Source organism: Duganella paludis, from assembly GCF_054461335.1.
The window spans coordinates 5451233-5470710 of the sequence record NZ_CM136922.1 but is presented as its reverse complement, the minus strand read 5'-3'; the positions used below and the strand labels follow the sequence as shown (position 1 = coordinate 5470710).

The following is a 19478-nucleotide window of genomic DNA, read 5'->3' as shown; positions in this document are numbered from 1 at the left end:
CTAGGTCAGGTCGTGCAGGTCCTTGCCGAGGGCGGGTTCGAGCAGGAAATCCTCGAATCGCACCGCCAGGCCGCCGCGTTCCGGCGTGCAGCACATGACGCCGACCGCGCACGCGGCCGATGCGGGGAAATATGCAAGGCGCAGCAACGGCCAGGTCTTGCCATCAGTTGAATACTGCAGGCGCAGCGCGTCGCCCTTGCGCGTCAGCCGCATCCAGAACTGGTCGGCGCTGGCCGGGAAGATGCCGGGCGCCCAGTCGGAATGCTTGAGCGTGAGCACGCTGCCGATCGCCGGCGCGCCATCGTTGATTTCTACGCCGGCTTTTAGCCAATGGTCCTGGTCCGCCAGTAGCATGATTCCCGCCTGGTCCTACAGCGCGCTGAACGCCGCCTTGATCTTGACCTGGAAAGTGAAATCGCCGTCCACGTCGACGCCGTAAAAATGGCCGGAAAACCGCTTGAAGCCATACCAGGTGTCGTTCCAGAAATCTGTGTTCTGGTCCGTCGTCACCGACAAGGCGGCGCCCTCGCGGTTCCATTGTTGCGGTTCATTTACCCAGCGAAAATCACGGTCGATCATTGCGTGCGCCCTTATTGTCGGACTCGACATTGTACCTACCTGCCAGCGTTAGGGCGCGTACAGACAGTCCGTAACGCGAACATTAACTTGCTAGAATACCCAAACAGGAGCAAATATGTTCGCCACGACCGACCACACCATCAGCCAGCTGTTCTTGCTCAGCAATCCGGAGCAACGAGCTGACATCGTCAACCGCCTCTTGAACAACGTCAGCCACGAGATGGCCGCGTCGCTGGCCGCCAGCATCGGCGACTTCGGCGAGGAAACCCATCCACATGTGACGCCTGAGCAGACTGGGCAAATCACGCCCGCGCAAGTGGAGGAAATCGCCGCCACCGCCGAGCAACATGCACCCGGCGTGGTGAATCGCGTGACGGACTTTTTCAACGGCGAGCTGGCACGCGCCTCAACCAAGTAAAGGAATCACCATGGGTATGCTCAGCAACATCTTCCACAAGATCTTTCCCCCATCGCATCCGGCGGTAGCGCAAGCGCCGCAGGGCACCACCGTGCCGCCGGCGCCTAGACCGGCCCCCACCGCACCGGCCGTCGAACCTGCCGCCGTGCAGCTGACCGAAGTGGATGTCGAAGGCATCCTCAACGACAAGGCCAAACAGGCCGGCCAGCCATTGAACTGGCGCACCTCGATCGTGGATCTGTTGAAGTTGCTGGATCTGGATAGCAGTCTGCAGTCGCGCAAGGAGCTGGCGCAGGAGCTGCACTACTCCGGCGACATGGAGAATTCCGCCAGCATGAACGTCTGGCTGCATCGCCAGGTGATGACCAAGCTGGCGCAGAACGGCGGCAAAGTGCCCGCCGAGCTGAAGGATTAACCGGCCAGCAGCTCCGGCTGCTGCTGCACCACCGCTGTCTTCGGCATGCAGACGATGAAGGTGCTGCCCTTGCCCGCTTCCGATTTGATCTGCAGCGTACTGCCGTGGCGCAGCAGCACGTGCTTGACGATCGCCAGTCCCAGTCCGGTGCCCTGCGTTTCGCGCGAGCGGCTCTTGTCGACGCGGTAGAAGCGCTCGGTCAGCCGCGAGATGTGCTCGGGGCTGATGCCGATGCCGGTGTCTTCCACCATGAACTTGACGCCGGTGTCGAATTCTTTCCACACCAGGTGGATCTTGCCGCCCGCCGGCGTGTAGCGCACCGCGTTCGAGGCCAGGTTGCCGAAGGCGCTGTGCAGCTCTTCATACGAACCCAGCAAATCCGGACCCGATACGTCCATGGTGATCTCATGCTTGCCGGCCGACAGCGCGCGCGCTTCGCGCAGCAGCTGGTCCATCAGCTGGTTGACCACGATCGGCTCCGGCCGCATCGGATAATCGACCGACTCCAGGCGCGACAAGGTCAGCATGTCTTCGATCAGGTGCTGCATGCGGTGGCCCTGCTCCGTCATCAGCTTCAGGTGCGAGGAGCGCGTGGCCGCGTCCAGCCCCTCTTGCGCGGCGATCTCCAGGAAGCCGACGATCACCGTCAGCGGCGTGCGCAGTTCGTGCGAGGCGTTGGCGATAAAGTCGCGCCGCATTTCCTCGATGCGCTCGGTTTCGGTGGCGTCGTGCGTCACCAGGATCTGGCGGCGGTTTTCAAATGGAATAATGTGCACGATCAGCTTGCGCTCACGGAAGCTGATCGTCAGCGGCTGCTCGTAGCGGCCGAGGATGATGTAATCCATGAAATCCGGATTGCGCACCAGGTTGGTCACGCGCATGCCCTTGTCACGCTCGTTGCTCAGGCCCAGGTGCTGCTCGGCGGCCGGATTGCACCACTCCATGAACAGCACGTCGTCCATGATGGCCACGCCGTCCGGCAACAGGTGCATGGCCTGGCGGAAGCGCGCCAGCCATTCGGTCAGCTCGGTCTGGTTTTTTTCGTCCTCGCGCCGCATGCGGTACAGGCGCGAGAAGATGTTGGTCCACTCGCCCCAGCCGTCGGGCAGCTTGGCGCTTTGCGGGTCGTCCATCCAGTTGCTGAGCTGGTAGAGGTAGGACAGCTGGGTGAACACCAGCGCCATCATGGCCAGCAAGGCCAGGATCAGACCGTTGACCCAGCCGAAGATCCAGCCTCCGAGCGCGCACGCCGCCAGGATAATGGCGGTGCGCAGCGCGGCAGGCACCCAGAACACCAGTTTAGGATTCATGTGAAACTCAGGTTTTTTCCGACAGCATGTAGCCTACACTACGCACGGTTTTGATCAAGTGCTCGGCCTCTTTCAAGGCCTTGCGCAGACGCAGCACATGCACATCGACGGTACGCTCTTCGATCACCACGTGATCGCCCCACACCTTGTCCAGCAGCTGGCTGCGCGAAAACACGCGTTCCGGATGCGCCAGCAGGAATTTCAGCAGCTTGTATTCGGCATGGCCGATGTCGATCTTCTGGTCGTCCATCGACACCGTGCAGCTCACCGGATCGAGCATGATGTTGGCCGCGCGCATGGTCGATTGCGCGTGCTCCGGGCTCTTGCGTCGCAGCAGGGCCTTGGCGCGCGCCAGCAGCTCGCGCGGCGAGAACGGCTTGGTGACATAGTCGTCGGCGCCGCTGTTGAGGCCGGCCAGCTTGTCCTCTTCCATGCTCTTCGCGGTCAGCATGATGACCGGGATTTCGTTGAACTGACGATCCGAGCGGATGCGCGACAGCAGGCGCAGGCCGGTCGAGTCGGGCAGCATCCAGTCGAGCAGGATCAGCTGCGGGGTCTTGGTCTGAATGAAGTCCCAGGCCTCGCCCGCGCTTTGCACGGCGCAGCAGTTCCAGCCTGCTTCACGCAGCGAGAACGTCACCAGCTCGACGATCGCCGGTTCGTCTTCAACTATCAGTACGGTGGTTTTATCAGATGCCATTTAATTCTATTTATTCAGCTTGCTCAGGCTGTTCTTCCAGCGCGTGCGGTTTGGTGTGACGGATGTCGCGGCCTTCGACCACGTAGATCACGTATTCCGCGATGTTCTTGGCGTGGTCGCCGATGCGTTCGATGGCCTTGGCCACCCACAGCGTGTCCAGCGCGGCCGAAATCGTGCGCGGGTCTTCCATCATGAAGGTGATCAGGTTGCGCATGATCGAACGGAACTCGTGGTCGATCACGGCGTCCTGGGCGATCAGTTGCAGTGCCTGCTTGCCGTCGTTGCGGGCGAACGCGTCCAGCGCATCGTGCAGCAGGTCGCTGGTGTTGTTGGCGATGCCGCGCACCATTTCATAGTGGTTCACGGTCACGGCGCCGCGCGCGTGCAGTTGCTTGGCGGTGCGGGCGATCTTGGTGGCTTCGTCGCCGATGCGCTCCAGGTCGGTGATCACCTTGATGGTGGCCATGATGGTGCGCAGGTCGTTGGCGGCCGGCTGGCGGCGCACGATCAGGTGGCTGCAGGCGTCGTCCAGCGACACTTCCAGCTGGTTGACCGTGTCGTCCTCGCGCATCACGCGGTCGGCGCGCTCGGAGTTGCCGATACGGAAACAGGTCATGGCGTCGAGGAACTGGGTCTCGACGATGCCGCCCATCAGCAGCACTTTGCTGCGGATGGCTTCCAGTTCGTTGTCGTACTGCTTGGATGAATGCTCACCGATCATGCTGCTCTCCAATTCCAATTTGATATTATAAGGTGGATCAGCCGAAACGGCCGGTGATGTAGTCCTGGGTTTCCTTGCGGGCCGGATTCATGAAAATCTGGTCGGTCTCGCCGAATTCCACCAGTTCGCCCAGGTACATATAGGCGGTGTAGTCCGAGCAACGCGCGGCTTGCTGCATGTTGTGGGTGACGATGGCGATGGTGTAGTCCTGTTTCAGCTCGCTGATCAGCTCTTCCACCTTGGAAGTCGAGATCGGGTCCAGCGCCGAGGTCGGCTCGTCCAGCAGCAGAACATCAGGCTTTACCGCCACGCCGCGCGCGATGCACAGGCGCTGTTGCTGACCGCCCGACAGCGACAGGCCGCTCTTGGTCAGCTTGTCCTTGACCTCGCCCCACAGCGCGGCCTTCTTCAGCGCCCATTCCACGCGCTCGTCCATTTCGCCCTTCGACAGGTCTTCATACAGGCGCACGCCGAAAGCGATGTTGTCGTAGATCGACATCGGGAACGGGGTTGGCTTCTGGAACACCATGCCGACCTTGGCGCGCAGCATGTTCAAATCCTGGCCGTCGTCGAGGATGTTGCGGCCACGGTACATGATCGAACCTTCGGCGCGCTGGCCTGGGTACAGGTCGTACATGCGGTTCAGCGTGCGCAGCAAAGTCGACTTGCCGCAGCCCGACGGGCCGATGAAGGCTGTCACCTGCTTCTCATGGATGTTCAGGTTGACGTTGTGCAGGCTCTGGGTCTTACCGTAGAAGAAGTTCAGGCCGGAAATCTCGATGGTGGTGCGTTTGCCGTTCATGGCGATAACATTCTCTTGGCTCAGTTGCGTATTCATGTGATGGATTCGCTTTATAAATTAGTTCGGGGCTTTTTGGGCAAACACGGTGCGGGCGATCACGTTCAGTGCCAGCACGCTGAAGGTCACGAGCAGCGCGCCGCCCCATGCCAGGTCGCGCCAGTTGTCGTAAGGGCTCATGGCGAAGCCGTAGATCACCACCGGCAGGTTGGCCATCGGCGCGTTCATGTCGGCGCTGAAGAACTGGTTGTTCAGAGCGGTGAACAGCAAGGGCGCGGTTTCACCGGAAACGCGGGCCACGGCCAGCAGCACGCCGGTGATGACGCCGGCCTTGACGGCGCGCAGGCGCACCATCATGGCGACTTTCCAGCGCGGTGCGCCGAGGGCGAACGCCGCTTCCAGCAGGCTGTTCGGCACCAGGCGCAGCATGTTGTCGGTGGTGCGCACCACCACCGGGACGGCGATCAGCGCCAGCGCGATGGAGCCTGCGTAGCCCGAGTAGTGCTTGGTGGTGGCCACGTACATGGCCCACACGAACATGCCGATCACGATCGACGGCGCCGACAGCATGATGTCGGTGACGAAGCGGGTCACCGCCGCCACCTTGTTTTCTTCGCCGTATTCGGCCAGGTAGATGCCGGCCAGGATGCCGATCGGGGTCGAGATCAGGGTCGACAGGCCGACGATCACGAAGCTGCCGAAGATGGCGTTCAGCAGACCGCCGCCTTCGCTGCCCGGGGCCGGGGTGGTTTGCGTGAACATGTCGATGCTCAGCGCGCCGAAGCCCTTGATGATCAGGGTGAACAGAATCCAGGCCAGCACCAGCAGGCCGACCGACATCGCACCCACCGACAGGGCGATGCCGATGCGGTGCGTCAGCAGACGCTTGCGGTACACCGGATTCATCGCGGCTTTTTCCAGAGTTGCGCTCATTATTTGACGCCTTCCTTGCGAGACATGCCGGCCAGCATCAGCTTGGCGGCGGACAGAACGATAAAGGTGATCACGAACAGAATCAGGGCCAGTGCGAACAGCGACGAGGTGTGCAGCACGGTGTCCGATTCGGCGAATTCGTTGGCCAGGGTGGAGGCGATCGAGTTACCGGCCGCGAACAGCGACCACGACAGCTTGTTGGCGTTGCCGATCACGAAGGTGACGGCCATGGTTTCGCCGAGCGCGCGGCCCAGGCCCAGCATGACGCCGCCGACCACGCCGGTCTTGGTGTAAGGCAGCACGATCTTGCGCACCACTTCCCAGCGGGTGCAGCCCAGGCCGTAGGCCGATTCCTTCAGCACGGCCGGCACGATCTCGAACACGTCGCGCATCACCGAGGAGATGAACGGAATGATCATCACGGCCAGGATCAGGGCGGCGGTGATGATGCCGATGCCCATGGTCGGGCCGCTGAAGAACTGGCCGATCAGCGGCAGCTGGCCCAGCGTGGCTTTCAGGAACGGCTGCACGTGGTCGCCGAACAGCGGCGCGAACACGAACAAGCCCCACATGCCGTAGATGATGGACGGGATGCCGGCCAGCAGCTCGACCGCCGTGCCCAGCGGACGGCGCAGGCCGGCCGGGCAGATCTCGGTCAGGAACAGCGCGATGCCGAACGACACCGGGAAGGCGATCAACAACGCGATGCCGGAGGTGACCAGGGTGCCGACGATGGCGATCATGGCGCCGTATTTGTCGTTGACCGGGTCCCACTCGACGGTGGTGATGAAGGCCGGGCCGAATTCCTTGAAGGCAGGCCAGGCGCCGACCATCAGCGAGAAGATAATCCCCATCAGCACCGCCAGCACCGACAGTGCGAAGATCATGGTGGTCTTGTGGAAGATGAAATCCTGGATGCGCTGGTTGCGCATGGTGCGCAGCATGGCCTGCGTTGCCGCTTGTTCTGCGGCGGTCGCTTGCGCGGTGTTCATGGGCATGGCTGGCTCTTGCTTGGATAGTGGCGTGGAAGTGATATCTGCGCTCATATTTTTTCTCGGTGGATGTAAGCTAGCCTGCGGTGTCCGGGTGGACGCCGCAGGCTAACCCCCTCGCCGCCGTGCTGCCGGGCGGCGAAGGGAAAGTCCGGATTAGTAGATGGCCTTGCCCGAAGCGTCTTTCAGGTTGGCTTTCCAGGAATCCTGGACCAGCTTGATGACCGATGCCGGCAGTGGTACGTAGTCCAGTTCGGTAGCAGCGGCGCCACCGTTTTTGAAGGCCCAGTCGAAGAACTTCACGACTTCTTTACCTTTGTTGGCGTCAGCCTGTGCTTTGTGCATCAGGATGAACGACACGCCGGTGATCGGCCACGAGTTTTTGCCAGCCTGGTCGGTCAGCACCACGCCGAAGCCTGGGGTCTTGGTCCACTCGGCGTTGGCGGCGGCAGCTTTGAAGAACTCGTCGTCCGGCTGCATGAAGTTGCCGTCCTTGTTTTTCAGCTGGGTGTGCGACATTTTGTTCTTTTTAGCGTAAGCCCACTCGACGTAGCCGATCGAACCTTTGATACGCTGCACGTTGGCGGCGACGCCTTCATTGCCTTTACCGCCGACACCAACCACCCACTTCACAGCGGTCGAAGCGCCGATCTTGGTCTTGAATTCTGGGCTGGTTTTCGACAGGAAGTCGGTGAACAGGAACGAGGTGCCCGAACCGTCGGCGCGGTGCACCACGGTGATGTCGTCGGTTGGCAGTTTCACGCCTGGGTTCAGCGCGGCGATGGCGGCGTCGTTCCACTTGGTGACTTTGCCCAGGTAGATGTCGGCGACCACAGGGCCGGTCAGTTTCAGCTGGCCTGGGGTGATGCCGTCCAGGTTAACCACGGTCACAACGCCGCCCATGATGGCCGGGAATTGCATCAGGCCTTCAGCGTCCAGGTCGGCGGCTGCCAGTGGCATGTCCGATGCGCCGAAGTCGACGGTCTTGGCTTTGATCTGCTTGATGCCTGCGCCCGAACCGACGGACTGATAGTTCAGGCCGTTGCCGGTAGCGGCTTTGTACGACTCGGCCCACTTGGCGTAGATCGGGTACGGGAAGGTTGCGCCGGCGCCGGTCATATCGGCGGCGTGAGCGGCCGACGAGAAGGCCATTACAGCCGCTGCGCCAACCACCAGGGAGGAGATCAATTGTTTCAGTCGCATTTCAAGTCCTTTGTTATGACAGGTTAGGATGCTGCGCAGTCTAGCGGGCGAATATGACAACTTTATGACATGGCAAAAATATTTCAAAAATGGCCCTGAAGGGCGCATTTTCCCTCTATGGCGTCATCCCCTTGTCATAATCGGACGGCATTTATGACAGGCTTTGTCACAAAGCTGTCATATTTGATCTTTACACTGTTGCAATCATTCTTCTACAAACACGTTAGAATGAGATACCTGCAAAGTGATAAAAAAGACATGAAGCCTGACTTGCATGCTGAAGTAAACAAGAACTCGGCCTTCCTCGACCGGGAGCTGTCGCAACTGATGTTCAACCGCCGCGTATTGGCGCAGGCGGAAGACAAAAGCATTCCTTTATTAGAACGGCTGCGCTACCTGTGCATCGCCAGCAGCAACCTCGATGAATTCTTTGAAGTGCGCGTGGCCAGCCTGCTGGCGGCCGGCGCGGCCGACGGTTCGCTGGCCACCCACCCTGCCCTGGTCGCCACGCTCTCGCGCATCAGCAACGAGTGCCACCTGCTGGTGGCGCACCAGTATGAAATCCTCAACAACGAAATCCTGCCGGAGATGGCCGCCAACGGCATCCACCTGGTGCGCCACAACGAGCGCAACGAGGCGCAGCGCGCCTGGGTCAAGGAATACTTCGACACCGAGGTGCGGCCGCTGCTGACGCCGATCGGCCTCGATCCGGCCCATCCCTTCCCGCAGGTGGTCAACAAGAGCCTGAACTTCATCGTCCAGCTGGGCGGCAAGGATGCCTTCGGGCGCGGCACCGGCATCGCCATCGTCAAGGCGCCGCGCGTGCTGCCGCGCGTGATCCGCCTGCCCGACCACTTGTCGAAGAGCGGCGGCATTTCCTTCTGCCTGCTGTCGTCGGTGATCCACGCGCACATCTCGGACCTGTTCGCCGGCCGCGAAGTGATCGGCTATTCGCAGTTCCGCGTCACCCGCGACAGCGACCTGTGGGTGGACGAGGACGAAGTGAAGAACCTGCGCCAGGCTCTCAAGGGCGAGCTGGCCGGGCGCCAGTTCGGCGCCTCGGTGCGGCTGGAGGTGGCCAAGAACTGCCCGCTGGAGCTGTCGCAGTTCCTGCTCGACCAGTTCGGCCTGCATCAAAGCCGGCTCTACGCGGTCAACGGTCCGGTCAACCTGGTGCGCCTGAACGAGATCATGGACCACGTCGACAATCCGGCGCTGCGTTTCACGCCCTTCTTCCCGGGCTTCGCGCAAAAGCCCGGCAACAGCGACATCTTCGCGGCCCTGCGTGAAAACGATATCTTGCTGCACCACCCCTACCAGTCGTTCCAGACCGTGATCGACTTTATCCGCAGCGCCGCGCACGATCCGTCGGTGGTGGCGATCAAGCAGACCATCTACCGCACCGGCATGAATTCGGACTTGATGGAATCGCTGATCCTGGCGGCCCGCGGCGGCAAGGAAGTGACCGTCATCGTGGAGCTGAAGGCGCGCTTCGACGAAGAAGCCAACATCAACTGGGCCGACAAGCTGGAACAGGCCGGCGCCCAGGTGGTGTACGGCGTGGTCGGCCTGAAGACGCACGCCAAGGTGGCGCTGGTGATCCGCCGCGAGGAAGGCAAGCTGAGCTACTACGCCCACCTCGGCACCGGCAACTACCACCCGACCACCACCAAGTTCTACACCGACTTCGGCCTGCTGACCTGCCACCCCGGCATCGCCCAGGAGGTCAACGAGGTGTTCATCCACCTGACCAGCCTGACCAAGCCGCACCGGCTCACGCACCTGTGGCTGGCGCCGTTCGCGCTGCACAACGAAATCATCAAGGCCATCCGCAACGAAGCGAAGATCGCGCGCGCCGGACGTGCGGGACGGATTATTGTTAAAATCAACGCGCTGGTGGACGAATCGGTGATCCGCGCGCTGTATGCGGCGTCCAAGGACGGCGTCAAGATCGACCTGATCGTGCGCGGCGCCTGCATGCTCAAGCCCGGCGTGCCAGGGCTGTCGGAAAACATCAAGGTGCGCTCGGTGATCGGCCGCTTCCTCGAACACAGCCGCATCTACTACTTCCGCAACGACCTGGCGCACGACACCTATCTGGCCAGCGCCGACTGGATGAGCCGCAACCTGTTCCGCCGCATCGAAGTGGCCTTCCCGATCCTGGATAAGGCGCTCAAGCGGCGGGTGATGACCGAAGGCCTGAGCCCGTACTTGAAGGACAACAGCAACGCCTGGGAACTGGAATCGGACGGCCACTACCAGCGGCGCCGGCCGCGCGGCAAGCAGGTCAGCTTCAGCGCACAGCAGCACCTGATGGAGACTTTGGGCACACCCAACGCACACCTGGGAGAATAAGCATGGATCTGATTTTATGGCGACATGCCGAGGCCGAAGAAGCGGCACCCGGCATGACCGATCTGGAACGTGCGCTGACGGTCAAGGGCCAGAAGCAGGCGCGGCGCATGGGTCAATGGCTCAACTCGCAGCTGCCGGACAGCTGCAAAATCCTCTCCAGCCCCGCCGTGCGCACCTTGCAGACGGTGGAGGCGCTGGGCCGCAAGTTCAAGATCCACACCGACCTGGCGCCAGGCGCCGATCCGGCCGACGTGCTGAAGGCCGTCAACTGGCCAGGCAACAAGGATTCGGTGCTGGTGGTGGGACATCAGCCGACGCTGGGGCAAGTGGCCTCGCTGCTGATGACGGGCGACGATCTGGAGTGGGATATCCGCAAGGCCAGCGCGTGGTGGTTTGCGCAACGGGATCCTGGCGATCCCATGAGCGTGTACCTGAAAGCCGTGATGGCGGCGGACCTGGTGGTTAAATAGCTTGTAAAGTGGTGGGCGTCTGCTACAGTTTAATTGTATCAACTATTGAGGGGAGACCATCATGATGTTCACCTTGCTCACTATGGGGATTTTTGGAGGAATGATCGCCCTGGTTGTTTACGAACTGATGCAGGAAATGCGCGGCAGTAAACAGAAACTCATCGACCGCTATCACGAATAGCACACAGCTTCACTGAAGCCTACGGCGCCAGCGGCGTGTCCCACCAGGACAACGCCTCTCGCGCCGTTCATCGTTTACGGCTGCGCTTACACGCCGGTCTTGAACTTGGTGTAGATGCGGGTGATGTTGCGGCGGATGTCGGCCGGCAGCGCCTCGGGCGCGGTCATGCGCTTCTTGTCTTCGTCCGACAGGAACACGGTCTTGTTGGTAGCGATATCCTTGCGCACGAACTTGACGCTGGCCGCATTCGGGTTGGCGTAGAACACCTTGTTGGTCAGGCTCGCATGCACTTCCGGACGCATGATGTAGTTCATCCACAGGTGGGCGTTGTTCGGGTGCGGCGCATCGGCCGGAATGGCCATGGTGTCGAACATCAGCGGCGCCGAGGTCTTCGGCACCAGCGCCTCGATCACAACGCCCTTCTTGGCGTCGATCGCGCGTTGGCGGGCGATGTTGATGTCGCCCGACCAGCCCAGCGCCACGCACACCGCGCCGTTGGCCAGGTCGTTGATGTAGCCCGACGAGCTGAACAGCGTCACGTAAGGACGGATGGACTGCAGCACCTTGGCCGCTTCCGCGTAGTCGGCGGCGCTCTTCGAGTAGGCCGGCTTGTCGGCGTAGATCAGCGCGGCCGGCAGCACTTCCGACGGCGAATCGAGGAAGGACACGCCGCACGATTTCAGCTTGGCCGCGTACTTCGGATTGAACACCAGGTCCCAGGCATTGTCCGGCATCGGCAGGTCGCCCAGCGCAGCCTTGACCTTGGTGACGTTGATGCCGACCGTGGTATAGCCCCACATCCAGTCGACCAGGTATTCATTGCCCGGATCGATCTTGGCCAGTTTGGCCTGGATTTCCGGGTCGAGGTTCTTCAGGTTGGGCAGCTTGGACTTGTCGAGTTTGCGCAGTAGCTTGCCATCCATTTGCAGGCGCGCCCAGGCCACGCCCGGCACCACGATGTCGTAGCCCGACTTGCCGGCCACCAGTTTGGAGTTCAGGATTTCGTTGTTATCGAAAAGGTCATAGCGGACCTTGATGCCGGTCTCTTTCTCAAAATTCTTCACCGTATCGTCGGCGATGTAGTCCGACCAGTTATAAATATTAAGAACTTTTTCCTCTTGCGCCTGCGCCGCACCAGCCATCAAGCCAGCGGCCAGCACCGCAGCAACGAACTTCCCTGCCATAACACCTCCGAAATGGGATACACACACAAGCCGTGATGATCGGGCATAGCCCGTCCGGATGCAAGGAGTTCTGTAGAATTAGCGCCCCAAATCAGCCCAGCATGTCGAACAGGGTGCCGGTGCCCTTGCCGCCGAGGCCGTTGAGGGCGCTGCCGGCGCCGGTCTGGGCCTGGGCGCTGTAGAGCGCGGCCAAGGCGTTGGCCTGGGCCGTCAGCGCCTTGGTCATGCTGGCTTTCTTGGTGTTGAGGCTGGTGATTTCATTGTTGGTGAGCGCGGCTTCCCTGGTCAGCAGGCTGTTGGTCGAAGTCAGCGACGACGCCTTGGACGACAGCAGGTCGGCAATGCCGCGCTTGTCGTCGGTGGTGAACAGCTTGGCGATGGCGGACGAATCAGCGCTCAGCGCCGCTTGCAGCTTTTTATCGTCCAGCACCACGTTGCCGTCCTTGTCCATGCTGACGCCGGCCTCGGCCAGCTTGGTCACGGACACCGTGCCGCCGCCGGTTTTCAGCAGCATGCTCATCTGGCTGATGGCCTGGTTCAGCGCCGTGTCGGACTTCAGCTCGCCCTTCTGCAGCTTCTGCAGCTTGGCGTTGAGGTCGTTGTAGGCGGCGGCGAAGGCTTTCAGGTTGTCGCCGATCTGGCTGGAACCGGCGGCGACGGTCACATCGCTCTTGCCGGCCGCAACCAGGTTCAGCGTGGCGCCGCCGATGGCAGTGTCCTTGATGACGTTGCTGGTGCTTTTGATTTCCTTGCCGTCCACCGTGAGGATGGCGTCCATGGCGGCGCTGGTCTGCTTGAGTTTTTGCGTGCCGTTCGGATCGAAGGCCAGCAGGTTCTTCAGCGTGGCGTCGCCGCTGACGCTGATACGCATGCTGTTGGCGGCGCCCGGCTGGCCGGCGATGGACAGCGAGTATTGGCCGTCGTCGCCCTTCACGAACGTCACATCCACGCCGGCCGCCTTGAAGGCTGCAGCGATGCCGGTCGGCGTGTTGTTGCTACCGTCGATGGTCACGCTCTTGCTGGCGGCCGTTCCGCTGGTGACAAAGCCCTTGTCGCCGCCGGTGGCGCCGAAGTCGATCTTGATGGTGGTGGCGGCGCCGGAGCCCACTTTGCCGTCAGCGCCGGTGGTGAATTCCTCGCTGGTCAGGAACTGGCCCTTGGCCAGTTGCTTGACGTCGATGGCATAGGTGCCGGCCTTGGCGGCGCCGGTGGAGGTCGCGGTCAACACGGTCTTCACGGAACTGGCCGCGCTGGTGCTCAGGCCACTACCGGTGAGGCCGGCGGCGATCTGCTGGAAGTTGGCCAGCGCGCTTTGCAGCTGACCGAGCGCGGACAGCTTGGTCTGGTCTTTGGTGATGGACGCGTTGAGCTTGGCGGCGGCGCTGGTCTGCGATGCCATGGTCTGCTGAACGCGGTTGTACACGTCCGTCGATACCTGCGAGCTGGTAGAGCTGTTGCCGGTAGAGCCTATACTGGAAGTAACCATGATCCAATTCCTTTTGGTGATTACTGAGTATATAACATTCCCACTTGCGGCAAAACCGGAAACAAAGCCGGATTCGTCCTTCAATCCGTGGAGATTGCCCCTGCCGGCCGCCAACTGGCGATGGCCGCGCCAAGGCTGGACGCGGGCCGCGCCCAGGTCATCGGTGCGCCGCCGATGGCGGCTGGTGGACGAAGACGGCGTGCCTGGCCCCATTCGGTTTGCTCCAGCGATGAGGCGAAATCCTCTTCGGTGGCGGGCGCCAACGGCGTGCTGCTGCCGCCCGGTGCCGGCAAGGAGTCTGTCAGCAATGTGGCGGTGCGGGCGAGCGAGAGCCGGGCCGTCAGAGTCTGGCCTTCCGTCAGGCGGGCGATCAGGGCGCGCACCAAGGCGGCGGCGATCAGGTAGCCGGTGGCGTGGTCGAGCGCTTGCACCGGCAGGGGAAACGGCTTGTCGGCGCCTTGCATAGTCATGCCGTGCTGCGCGATGCCGCAGCTCATTTGCACCAGGCTGTCGAAGCCGCGACGGCCGGATTGCGGGCCAGTCCAGCCGTAGGCGTCCAGTGCGACGTCGATCAGCGCGGGGTTGAGCTGGCGGCGGAATGCGTCGCCGTAGCCGAGTCGCTCCAGCGCGGCCGGGCGGTAGCCGTGCACCAGTAAATCCGCTTCGGCCAGCAGGCGGTCGAAGATGGCGCGGTCGGCCGGCTGTGTCAGGTCGAGCCGGGCGCAGCGTTTGCCGAGCGTGACTTCGGGGATGACGCCGGGTTCGTTCCAGCCGGGCGGATCGATGCGCAGGACGTCGGCGCCGTAGCCGGCGAGGAAGCGCGTGGCGATCGGGCCGGCCAGCACGCGCGTGAGGTCCAGGACTTTCAGTCCGGCCAGCGGGCGGTTCGCAGTCCACCGCCACGGCGACGCACCGACGCTGGCGTCGGTTGCGAAGGCGATCAGCGGTTCGGCGGCGACGGCGCGGCCTTGCGGGTGCGCTTGCCATTCGGCCATGGAACGCATCAGCGCAGCGCAGCCGCCCTGCGCGATCACCGCTTCTTCCAATGCCAATCCAGGCCATGCGGCCACTGCGCGCGCCACCGTTGCGCGGTCTTCGGCGCAGCCCAGGGCGGCCAGCGCGGCCTTGCGGTGATGCGGCGCGTTGGTGTGAAGCCGTATCCAGCCATCGGAGGTCGGGTAGTCGCCGGCGATGGCGTCCCACAGCGGTGGCACTTCCCAGCCCAGCGGCTGGATCGAGCGGCTGAACCACATGGAAGCCAGCCGCCGGTCCACCGTCACTGTCGATGGCGCGGCGCCCTGCGCCACCGTCAACTGCTGCACCGCCAACGCTGCCGCGCCGATGGAGGCGACGGCCAGGTCGGTGACGGCGAAATGGGATGGCAGCTCGCCTTCGCCCACAATGCGCACCGCGTCCAGCGCCGATGCGGGCAGGTTTAGCGCCGGCCAGACGGCGTTCAGCAGAGGATGAGACATGTCGGCTCCCGATAAGTTATGCTTGGTCGCAGCTTAGGACTGCCTGCCAGCGGGCGTCAATCTTGACTTGAAGTGTCAACATAGGAAGTGGAAATGGTGTGGATGACCGCCGCAGAAGCGCTCGATGTGCTCAACGTCCGCCCGCAGACGCTGTACGCCAATGTCAGCCGGGGGAAGATCCGCGCCAAAGCCGATGGCGACGATCCGCGCCGCAGCCTGTATCACGGTGATGATGTGTTGCGCATGGCGCGCCGGGCCAACGGGCGGCGCAAGGTGGAAATCGTCTCCAGCGAGGCGATGCAGTATGGCGAGCCGGTGCTGGCGTCGTCGATCTCCACCGCGTCCAACGGCAAGCTGCTCTACCGGGGCCACGACGCCGCCAGGCTGGCCGACAGCGCCAGTCTTGAAGAGATCGCCGCCCTGCTGTGGGAGTGCGACGCCGCCCAGGCAGCCGCTGTATGGCCCAGCAGCGAGGCGCCACGCCAGCCAGGCGACACGGTGCGATCAGCGGCGGACGACGCGCCGGCCAGCGACGTGGCGCCGGGCAGCGCCTTGGCCGCCGGGCTGCTCGCGCTCGCGCGGCGCAGCGCCGTCGACCTGCCATCGCTGGGCCGCGCACCGGACGACTTGCGCGCGGAAGCCGCCCGCATCCTTGACTCACTGGTGGACACAATGACCGGCAGCCGCTACGCAGAGGCCGCCCACATCAGCGCCCGCCTCGCCCGCGCCTGGCGTGCCGAGGCGCATGAAGACCTGATCCGCCGCGCCCTGGTCCTGATGGCCGACAACGAACTGAACGCCTCCACCTTCGCCGCCCGCGTCGCCATCTCCACCGGCGCTTCGCTGGCGGCTGGCGTGCTGGCCGGCTTCACCACGCTCACCGGCCCGCTGCACGGCGGCGCGGCGGCCGAATTCGCCCAGTTGATCGCCCAAGCCAATGCCACCAGCGCCGACGACGCCGTGCACCACTGGCTGGCCACTGCCCGTCCCCTGCCCGCCTTCGGCCACCCGCTCTACCGCGACGGCGATCCACGCGCCCTGGCCCTGCTCAAAACGCTACCAAAAATTCAACCATATGAAGCACTGGCCGTCGCGGCTGAACGCCAGGCCGGCGAACTGCCCAATATCGACTACGCCCTCGCCCTGCTGACCGCGCACTGCGGCCTGCCGCAAGAGGCACCGTTTGTATTATTTGCCGTGGGTCGCTGCGTCGGCTGGCTGGCACACGCCCTGGAGCAGGTGCAAGCCAACCGCCTGATTCGCCCGCGAGCCCGCTACACCGGGCCCGCCGAAATCATTAACGCAGGTATTTATTGATGGTGGCCATAGTAGCCAGATCGGGATTCAGGAACTGGAATCCGATCTTGAAATGGTCGCCGCTGAAAATGCAGTAGTTCACACGCGACTGGCAACTGACGATCTGCGCCTTGCCCTCAACGAACAGCTCGAACGACACCATGCCGATGTCGCCTGCCGCCAGTTTGTGGTCAAACGTGATCGACACTCCGCTCGCGTTGAGATCCAGCGTCCGCCCCTGCTTCGGCGACATGCCATCCATCACCACGACTGCTTTGGAACGCAAAATCTTGCGCGCCCCTGACCTTTGATCGACTAACACTTTCTTATCCTCTTAGTTACGCAATTTGCACTATTACCGATTACAACACGTAACAATACAACGTTATTGGATTTCGCGCAGCTTATTGAACGCATCATCGATTCGATCAACACTGATGATGGTCATTCCCTCGATCGGCTGCTTGGGCGCGTTCGAACTCGGAATCATGGCGATCGAGAAGCCCAGCTTGGCCGCCTCCCGCAAACGCTCCTGCCCGCGCGGCGCCGGCCGGATTTCGCCGGCCAGGCCCACCTCGCCAAACACCACGAAGCCGCGCGGCAAGGGCTTGTTGCGCATTGATGAATTTATGGCAAGTAGCACGGCCAGGTCGGCCGCCGGCTCGGTGATCTTCACCCCGCCCACGGCGTTGATGAACACGTCCTGATCGAATGCCGCAATGCCGGCGTGACGATGCAGCACCGCCAGCAGCATCGCCAGGCGATTCTGCTCCAGGCCGACCGACAGGCGGCGCGCGTTGGGCTGGTGGCTGGCGTCGACCAGCGCCTGGATTTCCACCAACAGCGGCCGCGTGCCCTCCTGCGTCACCATCACGCAGGAACCGGGCACCTGATTGTCATGCTGCGACAGGAACAGGGCCGAGGGATTGGACACGCCCTTCAAGCCCTTCTCGGTCATGGCAAACACGCCCAGCTCGTTGACCGCGCCGAAACGGTTCTTGATCGCTCGCACCAGCCGGAAGCTGGAATGGTTGTCGCCCTCGAAATACAGCACGGTATCGACGATGTGCTCCAGCACGCGCGGACCGGCCAGCGCGCCTTCCTTGGTCACGTGGCCTACCAGGATGATGGTCACGCCGGTCTGCTTGGCGGCGCGGGTCAGCTGTGCCGCGCACTCGCGCACCTGCGCCACCGAACCGGGCGCCGAACTCAGGGCGTCCGAATACACGGTCTGGATCGAATCGATCACCGCCACTTCCGGCTTGAGATCGGCCAGCGTGGCCAGGATCTTCTCCAGCTGGATCTCCGCCTGCAATTTCAAATCTCGGGCATCGATGGCCAGGCGCTTGGCGCGCAAGGCGATCTGCGCGCCCGATTCCTCGCCGGACACATACAGCACCTTCTTCATGTGCGAGATATTGGCCAGCGCCTGCAACAGCAAGGTCGATTTGCCGATGCCGGGATCGCCGCCGATCAGCACCACGCCGCCGCCCACCAGGCCGCCGCCCAGCACGCGGTCGAATTCCTCGATGCCGGTGCCGAAGCGCGGCACGTCGATCGCATCGATATCATTGAGCGACAGCACCGGCGCGGTCTGCGCCAGCGCCATGTGCGCCGGCTGCGAGTAGCGGTTGTTGCCGCCGCTCTCGATCACCGTCTCGACCATCGTGTTCCACTGCTGGCACGACGCGCACTGGCCGGTCCACTTGGTGGCCATGCCGCCGCATTCGGTGCAGGTATAGTTGGTTTTTGCCTTTGCCATCCGCTCAGCCCTCGACCACGGGCACGCGCTGCGTCAACGCACACATCAGCTCGTAGCCGATGGTACCGGCCGACTCGGCCACCTCATCGATCGGCAATCCCTGCCCCCACAGCACCACCGGGCTGCCGATGCGCGCCTGCGGCAAGTCCGTCAGGTCCACCGTCAGCATGTCCATCGACACGCGCCCGACCAGGCGGGTGCGCACGCCATCAACCAGCACCGGCGTGCCCAGCGGCGCCACGCGCGGATAGCCGTCGGCATAGCCGCAGGCAACCACGCCGATGCGCATCGGGCCATCGGCCTTGAAGCGGCTGCCGTAGCCCACCACATCGCCGGCGGCGATGTCCTGCACGCCGATCAACTCGCTGCTCAGGGTCATGGTCGGCTGCAGGCCGAATTCCTCGGCCGTGGCGCCGCCCGGCGTGCCGCCGTACAGCATGATGCCGGGACGCACCCAGTCGTTCTGCAAATGCGCGTGGTGCAGCAGCACGCCGGCCGAGTTCGACAGGCTGCGCTGGCCCGGCAAGCCGGCCGCGCCCAGCTCGAAGCGGCGGATCTGCTCGGTGATCGGCAGCAGCGGATGGTCGACGTCGTCGGCATTGGCGAAGTGCGTCATCAGCGTGATGCTGCCGACGCAGGAAATCGCGCTCAGGCGCGCATGGGCCGCCGCGTAGGCGTCCGGCATGAAGCCGAGCCGGTTCATGCCGGTGTTCATTTTCAGGTGCAGATCGAAACGGATGCCGCGTGCCGTCAGCTGCTCGGCCTCGGCCTCCAGCCATGCCAGCTGTTCCTTGCAGTGGACGGCGGCCTGCAGATCGTAGCCGGCCATGGTGTGCAAATCGGCCGGACCGAAGAAACCCTCCAATAAAAGAATCGGCTTCTTCCAGCCCAGTTCGCGCAGCTTGACGGCGTTGTCGACTTCGATCAGAGCCAGGCCATCGGAATCGGCGAAACCGCGCATCGCGCGTTCCAGTCCGTGGCCATAGCCGTTCGCCTTGAGTACGCCCCAGGCCTTGGCGCCCGGCGATTTGGCCTTGGCCACGGCCAAGTTATGCTTCATGGAGTCAATGTGAATTGTTGCGAGGATAGGCCTTGGCATACGTCATTTCAGCGGAATAAACGAAGCCGTCATTTTACCGCGAGCGCGCCCAGGCGCACTGCTCAATTCTTGGGGATACGATCAAAGCATGGTATAAAGC

Annotated in this window: 18 protein-coding genes and 1 pseudogene; 5 read left to right on the top strand and 14 right to left on the bottom strand. The window is 62.9% G+C overall.

The genetic code is table 11. The features are described from left to right. Nucleotides 1-579: pseudogene (locus tag ACXZ1M_RS24115) on the bottom strand (DUF1349 domain-containing protein). Nucleotides 580-694: 115 nt separating this feature from the next. On the opposite strand from ACXZ1M_RS24115, the gene ACXZ1M_RS24110 reads away from it, so the two are divergent. Then, nucleotides 695-997, top strand: a complete 303-nt coding sequence (locus ACXZ1M_RS24110; protein ID WP_459050132.1) for a hypothetical protein — start codon at nt 695-697, stop codon at nt 995-997. A 10-nt stretch (nt 998-1007) separates the two neighbouring features. After that, entirely contained in the window at nt 1008-1412 is a 405-nt protein-coding gene (locus tag ACXZ1M_RS24105) for a DUF3597 domain-containing protein (protein ID WP_459050131.1), read from the top strand. Here ACXZ1M_RS24105 and phoR read toward each other — a convergent pair. The 7 genes from phoR to pstS all read right to left on the bottom strand — a co-directional run bounded on the left by phoR (nt 1409) and on the right by pstS (nt 8070). Beyond that, nucleotides 1409-2722 carry a phosphate regulon sensor histidine kinase PhoR gene (phoR, locus tag ACXZ1M_RS24100; RefSeq protein WP_459050130.1) on the bottom strand — a complete coding sequence of 438 codons (1314 nt, stop codon included), beginning with the start codon at nt 2720-2722 and terminating at the stop codon, nt 1409-1411. The genes ACXZ1M_RS24105 and phoR overlap by 4 nt on opposite strands. Nucleotides 2723-2729: 7 nt before the next feature. After that, entirely contained in the window at nt 2730-3422 is a 693-nt protein-coding gene (locus ACXZ1M_RS24095) for a response regulator (protein WP_373991579.1), read from the bottom strand. Between the two features lie 10 nt (nt 3423-3432). After that, a complete protein-coding gene (gene phoU / locus ACXZ1M_RS24090) occupies nt 3433-4143 on the bottom strand; it encodes a phosphate signaling complex protein PhoU (protein ID WP_459050129.1) in 711 nt (236 codons plus the stop codon). Nucleotides 4144-4180: 37 nt separating this feature from the next. Further along, on the bottom strand, nt 4181-4945 hold the full coding sequence (pstB, locus tag ACXZ1M_RS24085) for a phosphate ABC transporter ATP-binding protein PstB (RefSeq protein ID WP_459050128.1): 765 nt from the start codon (nt 4943-4945) through the stop codon (nt 4181-4183). Nucleotides 4946-5002: 57 nt separating this feature from the next. Next, nucleotides 5003-5875 (bottom strand): phosphate ABC transporter permease PstA, encoded by an 873-nt coding sequence (gene pstA / locus ACXZ1M_RS24080; protein WP_459050127.1) that lies wholly within the window; start codon nt 5873-5875, stop codon nt 5003-5005. Continuing rightward, nucleotides 5875-6867 (bottom strand): phosphate ABC transporter permease subunit PstC, encoded by a 993-nt coding sequence (gene pstC, locus ACXZ1M_RS24075; protein WP_459054071.1) that lies wholly within the window; start codon nt 6865-6867, stop codon nt 5875-5877. Before pstC ends, pstA begins: the two co-directional genes overlap by 1 nt. Before the next feature lie 156 nt (nt 6868-7023). Beyond that, nucleotides 7024-8070, bottom strand: a complete 1047-nt coding sequence (gene pstS / locus ACXZ1M_RS24070; RefSeq protein WP_459050126.1) for a phosphate ABC transporter substrate-binding protein PstS — start codon at nt 8068-8070, stop codon at nt 7024-7026. A 258-nt stretch (nt 8071-8328) separates the two neighbouring features. Between pstS and ppk1 the strand changes: the two genes are divergently transcribed. Together ppk1 and sixA are read left to right on the top strand one after the other, a co-directional pair. Next, nucleotides 8329-10425 carry a polyphosphate kinase 1 gene (gene ppk1, locus ACXZ1M_RS24065; protein ID WP_459050125.1) on the top strand — a complete coding sequence of 699 codons (2097 nt, stop codon included), beginning with the start codon at nt 8329-8331 and terminating at the stop codon, nt 10423-10425. A 2-nt stretch (nt 10426-10427) separates the two neighbouring features. Next, nucleotides 10428-10895, top strand: coding sequence for a phosphohistidine phosphatase SixA (gene sixA / locus ACXZ1M_RS24060; protein ID WP_459050124.1), 468 nt, complete (start codon nt 10428-10430; stop codon nt 10893-10895). Between the two features lie 267 nt (nt 10896-11162). On the opposite strand, the gene ACXZ1M_RS24055 is transcribed toward sixA, so the two are convergent. The 3 genes from ACXZ1M_RS24055 to ACXZ1M_RS24045 form a co-directional block, all read right to left on the bottom strand. Next, nucleotides 11163-12260 carry a polyamine ABC transporter substrate-binding protein gene (locus ACXZ1M_RS24055; RefSeq protein WP_459050123.1) on the bottom strand — a complete coding sequence of 366 codons (1098 nt, stop codon included), beginning with the start codon at nt 12258-12260 and terminating at the stop codon, nt 11163-11165. A gap of 91 nt (nt 12261-12351) precedes the next feature. Then, nucleotides 12352-13746 (bottom strand): flagellar filament capping protein FliD, encoded by a 1395-nt coding sequence (gene fliD / locus ACXZ1M_RS24050; RefSeq protein ID WP_459050122.1) that lies wholly within the window; start codon nt 13744-13746, stop codon nt 12352-12354. 80 nt (nt 13747-13826) lie between these two features. Continuing rightward, nucleotides 13827-15221 (bottom strand): CoA transferase, encoded by a 1395-nt coding sequence (locus ACXZ1M_RS24045; protein ID WP_459050121.1) that lies wholly within the window; start codon nt 15219-15221, stop codon nt 13827-13829. Between the two features lie 102 nt (nt 15222-15323). Here ACXZ1M_RS24045 and ACXZ1M_RS24040 point away from each other — a divergent pair, with 102 nt between their 5' ends. Then, a complete protein-coding gene (locus tag ACXZ1M_RS24040; protein WP_459050120.1) occupies nt 15324-16538 on the top strand; it encodes a citrate synthase in 1215 nt (404 codons plus the stop codon). Here the strand turns inward: ACXZ1M_RS24040 and ACXZ1M_RS24035 are convergent. The 3 genes from ACXZ1M_RS24035 to alr all read right to left on the bottom strand — a co-directional run bounded on the left by ACXZ1M_RS24035 (nt 16519) and on the right by alr (nt 19378). Continuing rightward, the gene (locus tag ACXZ1M_RS24035; RefSeq protein WP_459050119.1) at nt 16519-16839 is read right to left on the bottom strand and encodes a PilZ domain-containing protein; all 321 of its coding nucleotides are present in this window, start codon (nt 16837-16839) and stop codon (nt 16519-16521) included. The genes ACXZ1M_RS24040 and ACXZ1M_RS24035 overlap by 20 nt on opposite strands. A 63-nt stretch (nt 16840-16902) precedes the next feature. Continuing rightward, entirely contained in the window at nt 16903-18279 is a 1377-nt protein-coding gene (gene radA, locus ACXZ1M_RS24030) for a DNA repair protein RadA (protein ID WP_459050118.1), read from the bottom strand. 4 nt (nt 18280-18283) lie between these two features. Further along, nucleotides 18284-19378, bottom strand: coding sequence for an alanine racemase (gene alr / locus ACXZ1M_RS24025; protein WP_459050117.1), 1095 nt, complete (start codon nt 19376-19378; stop codon nt 18284-18286). Between the last annotated feature and the right edge of the window lie 100 nt (nt 19379-19478).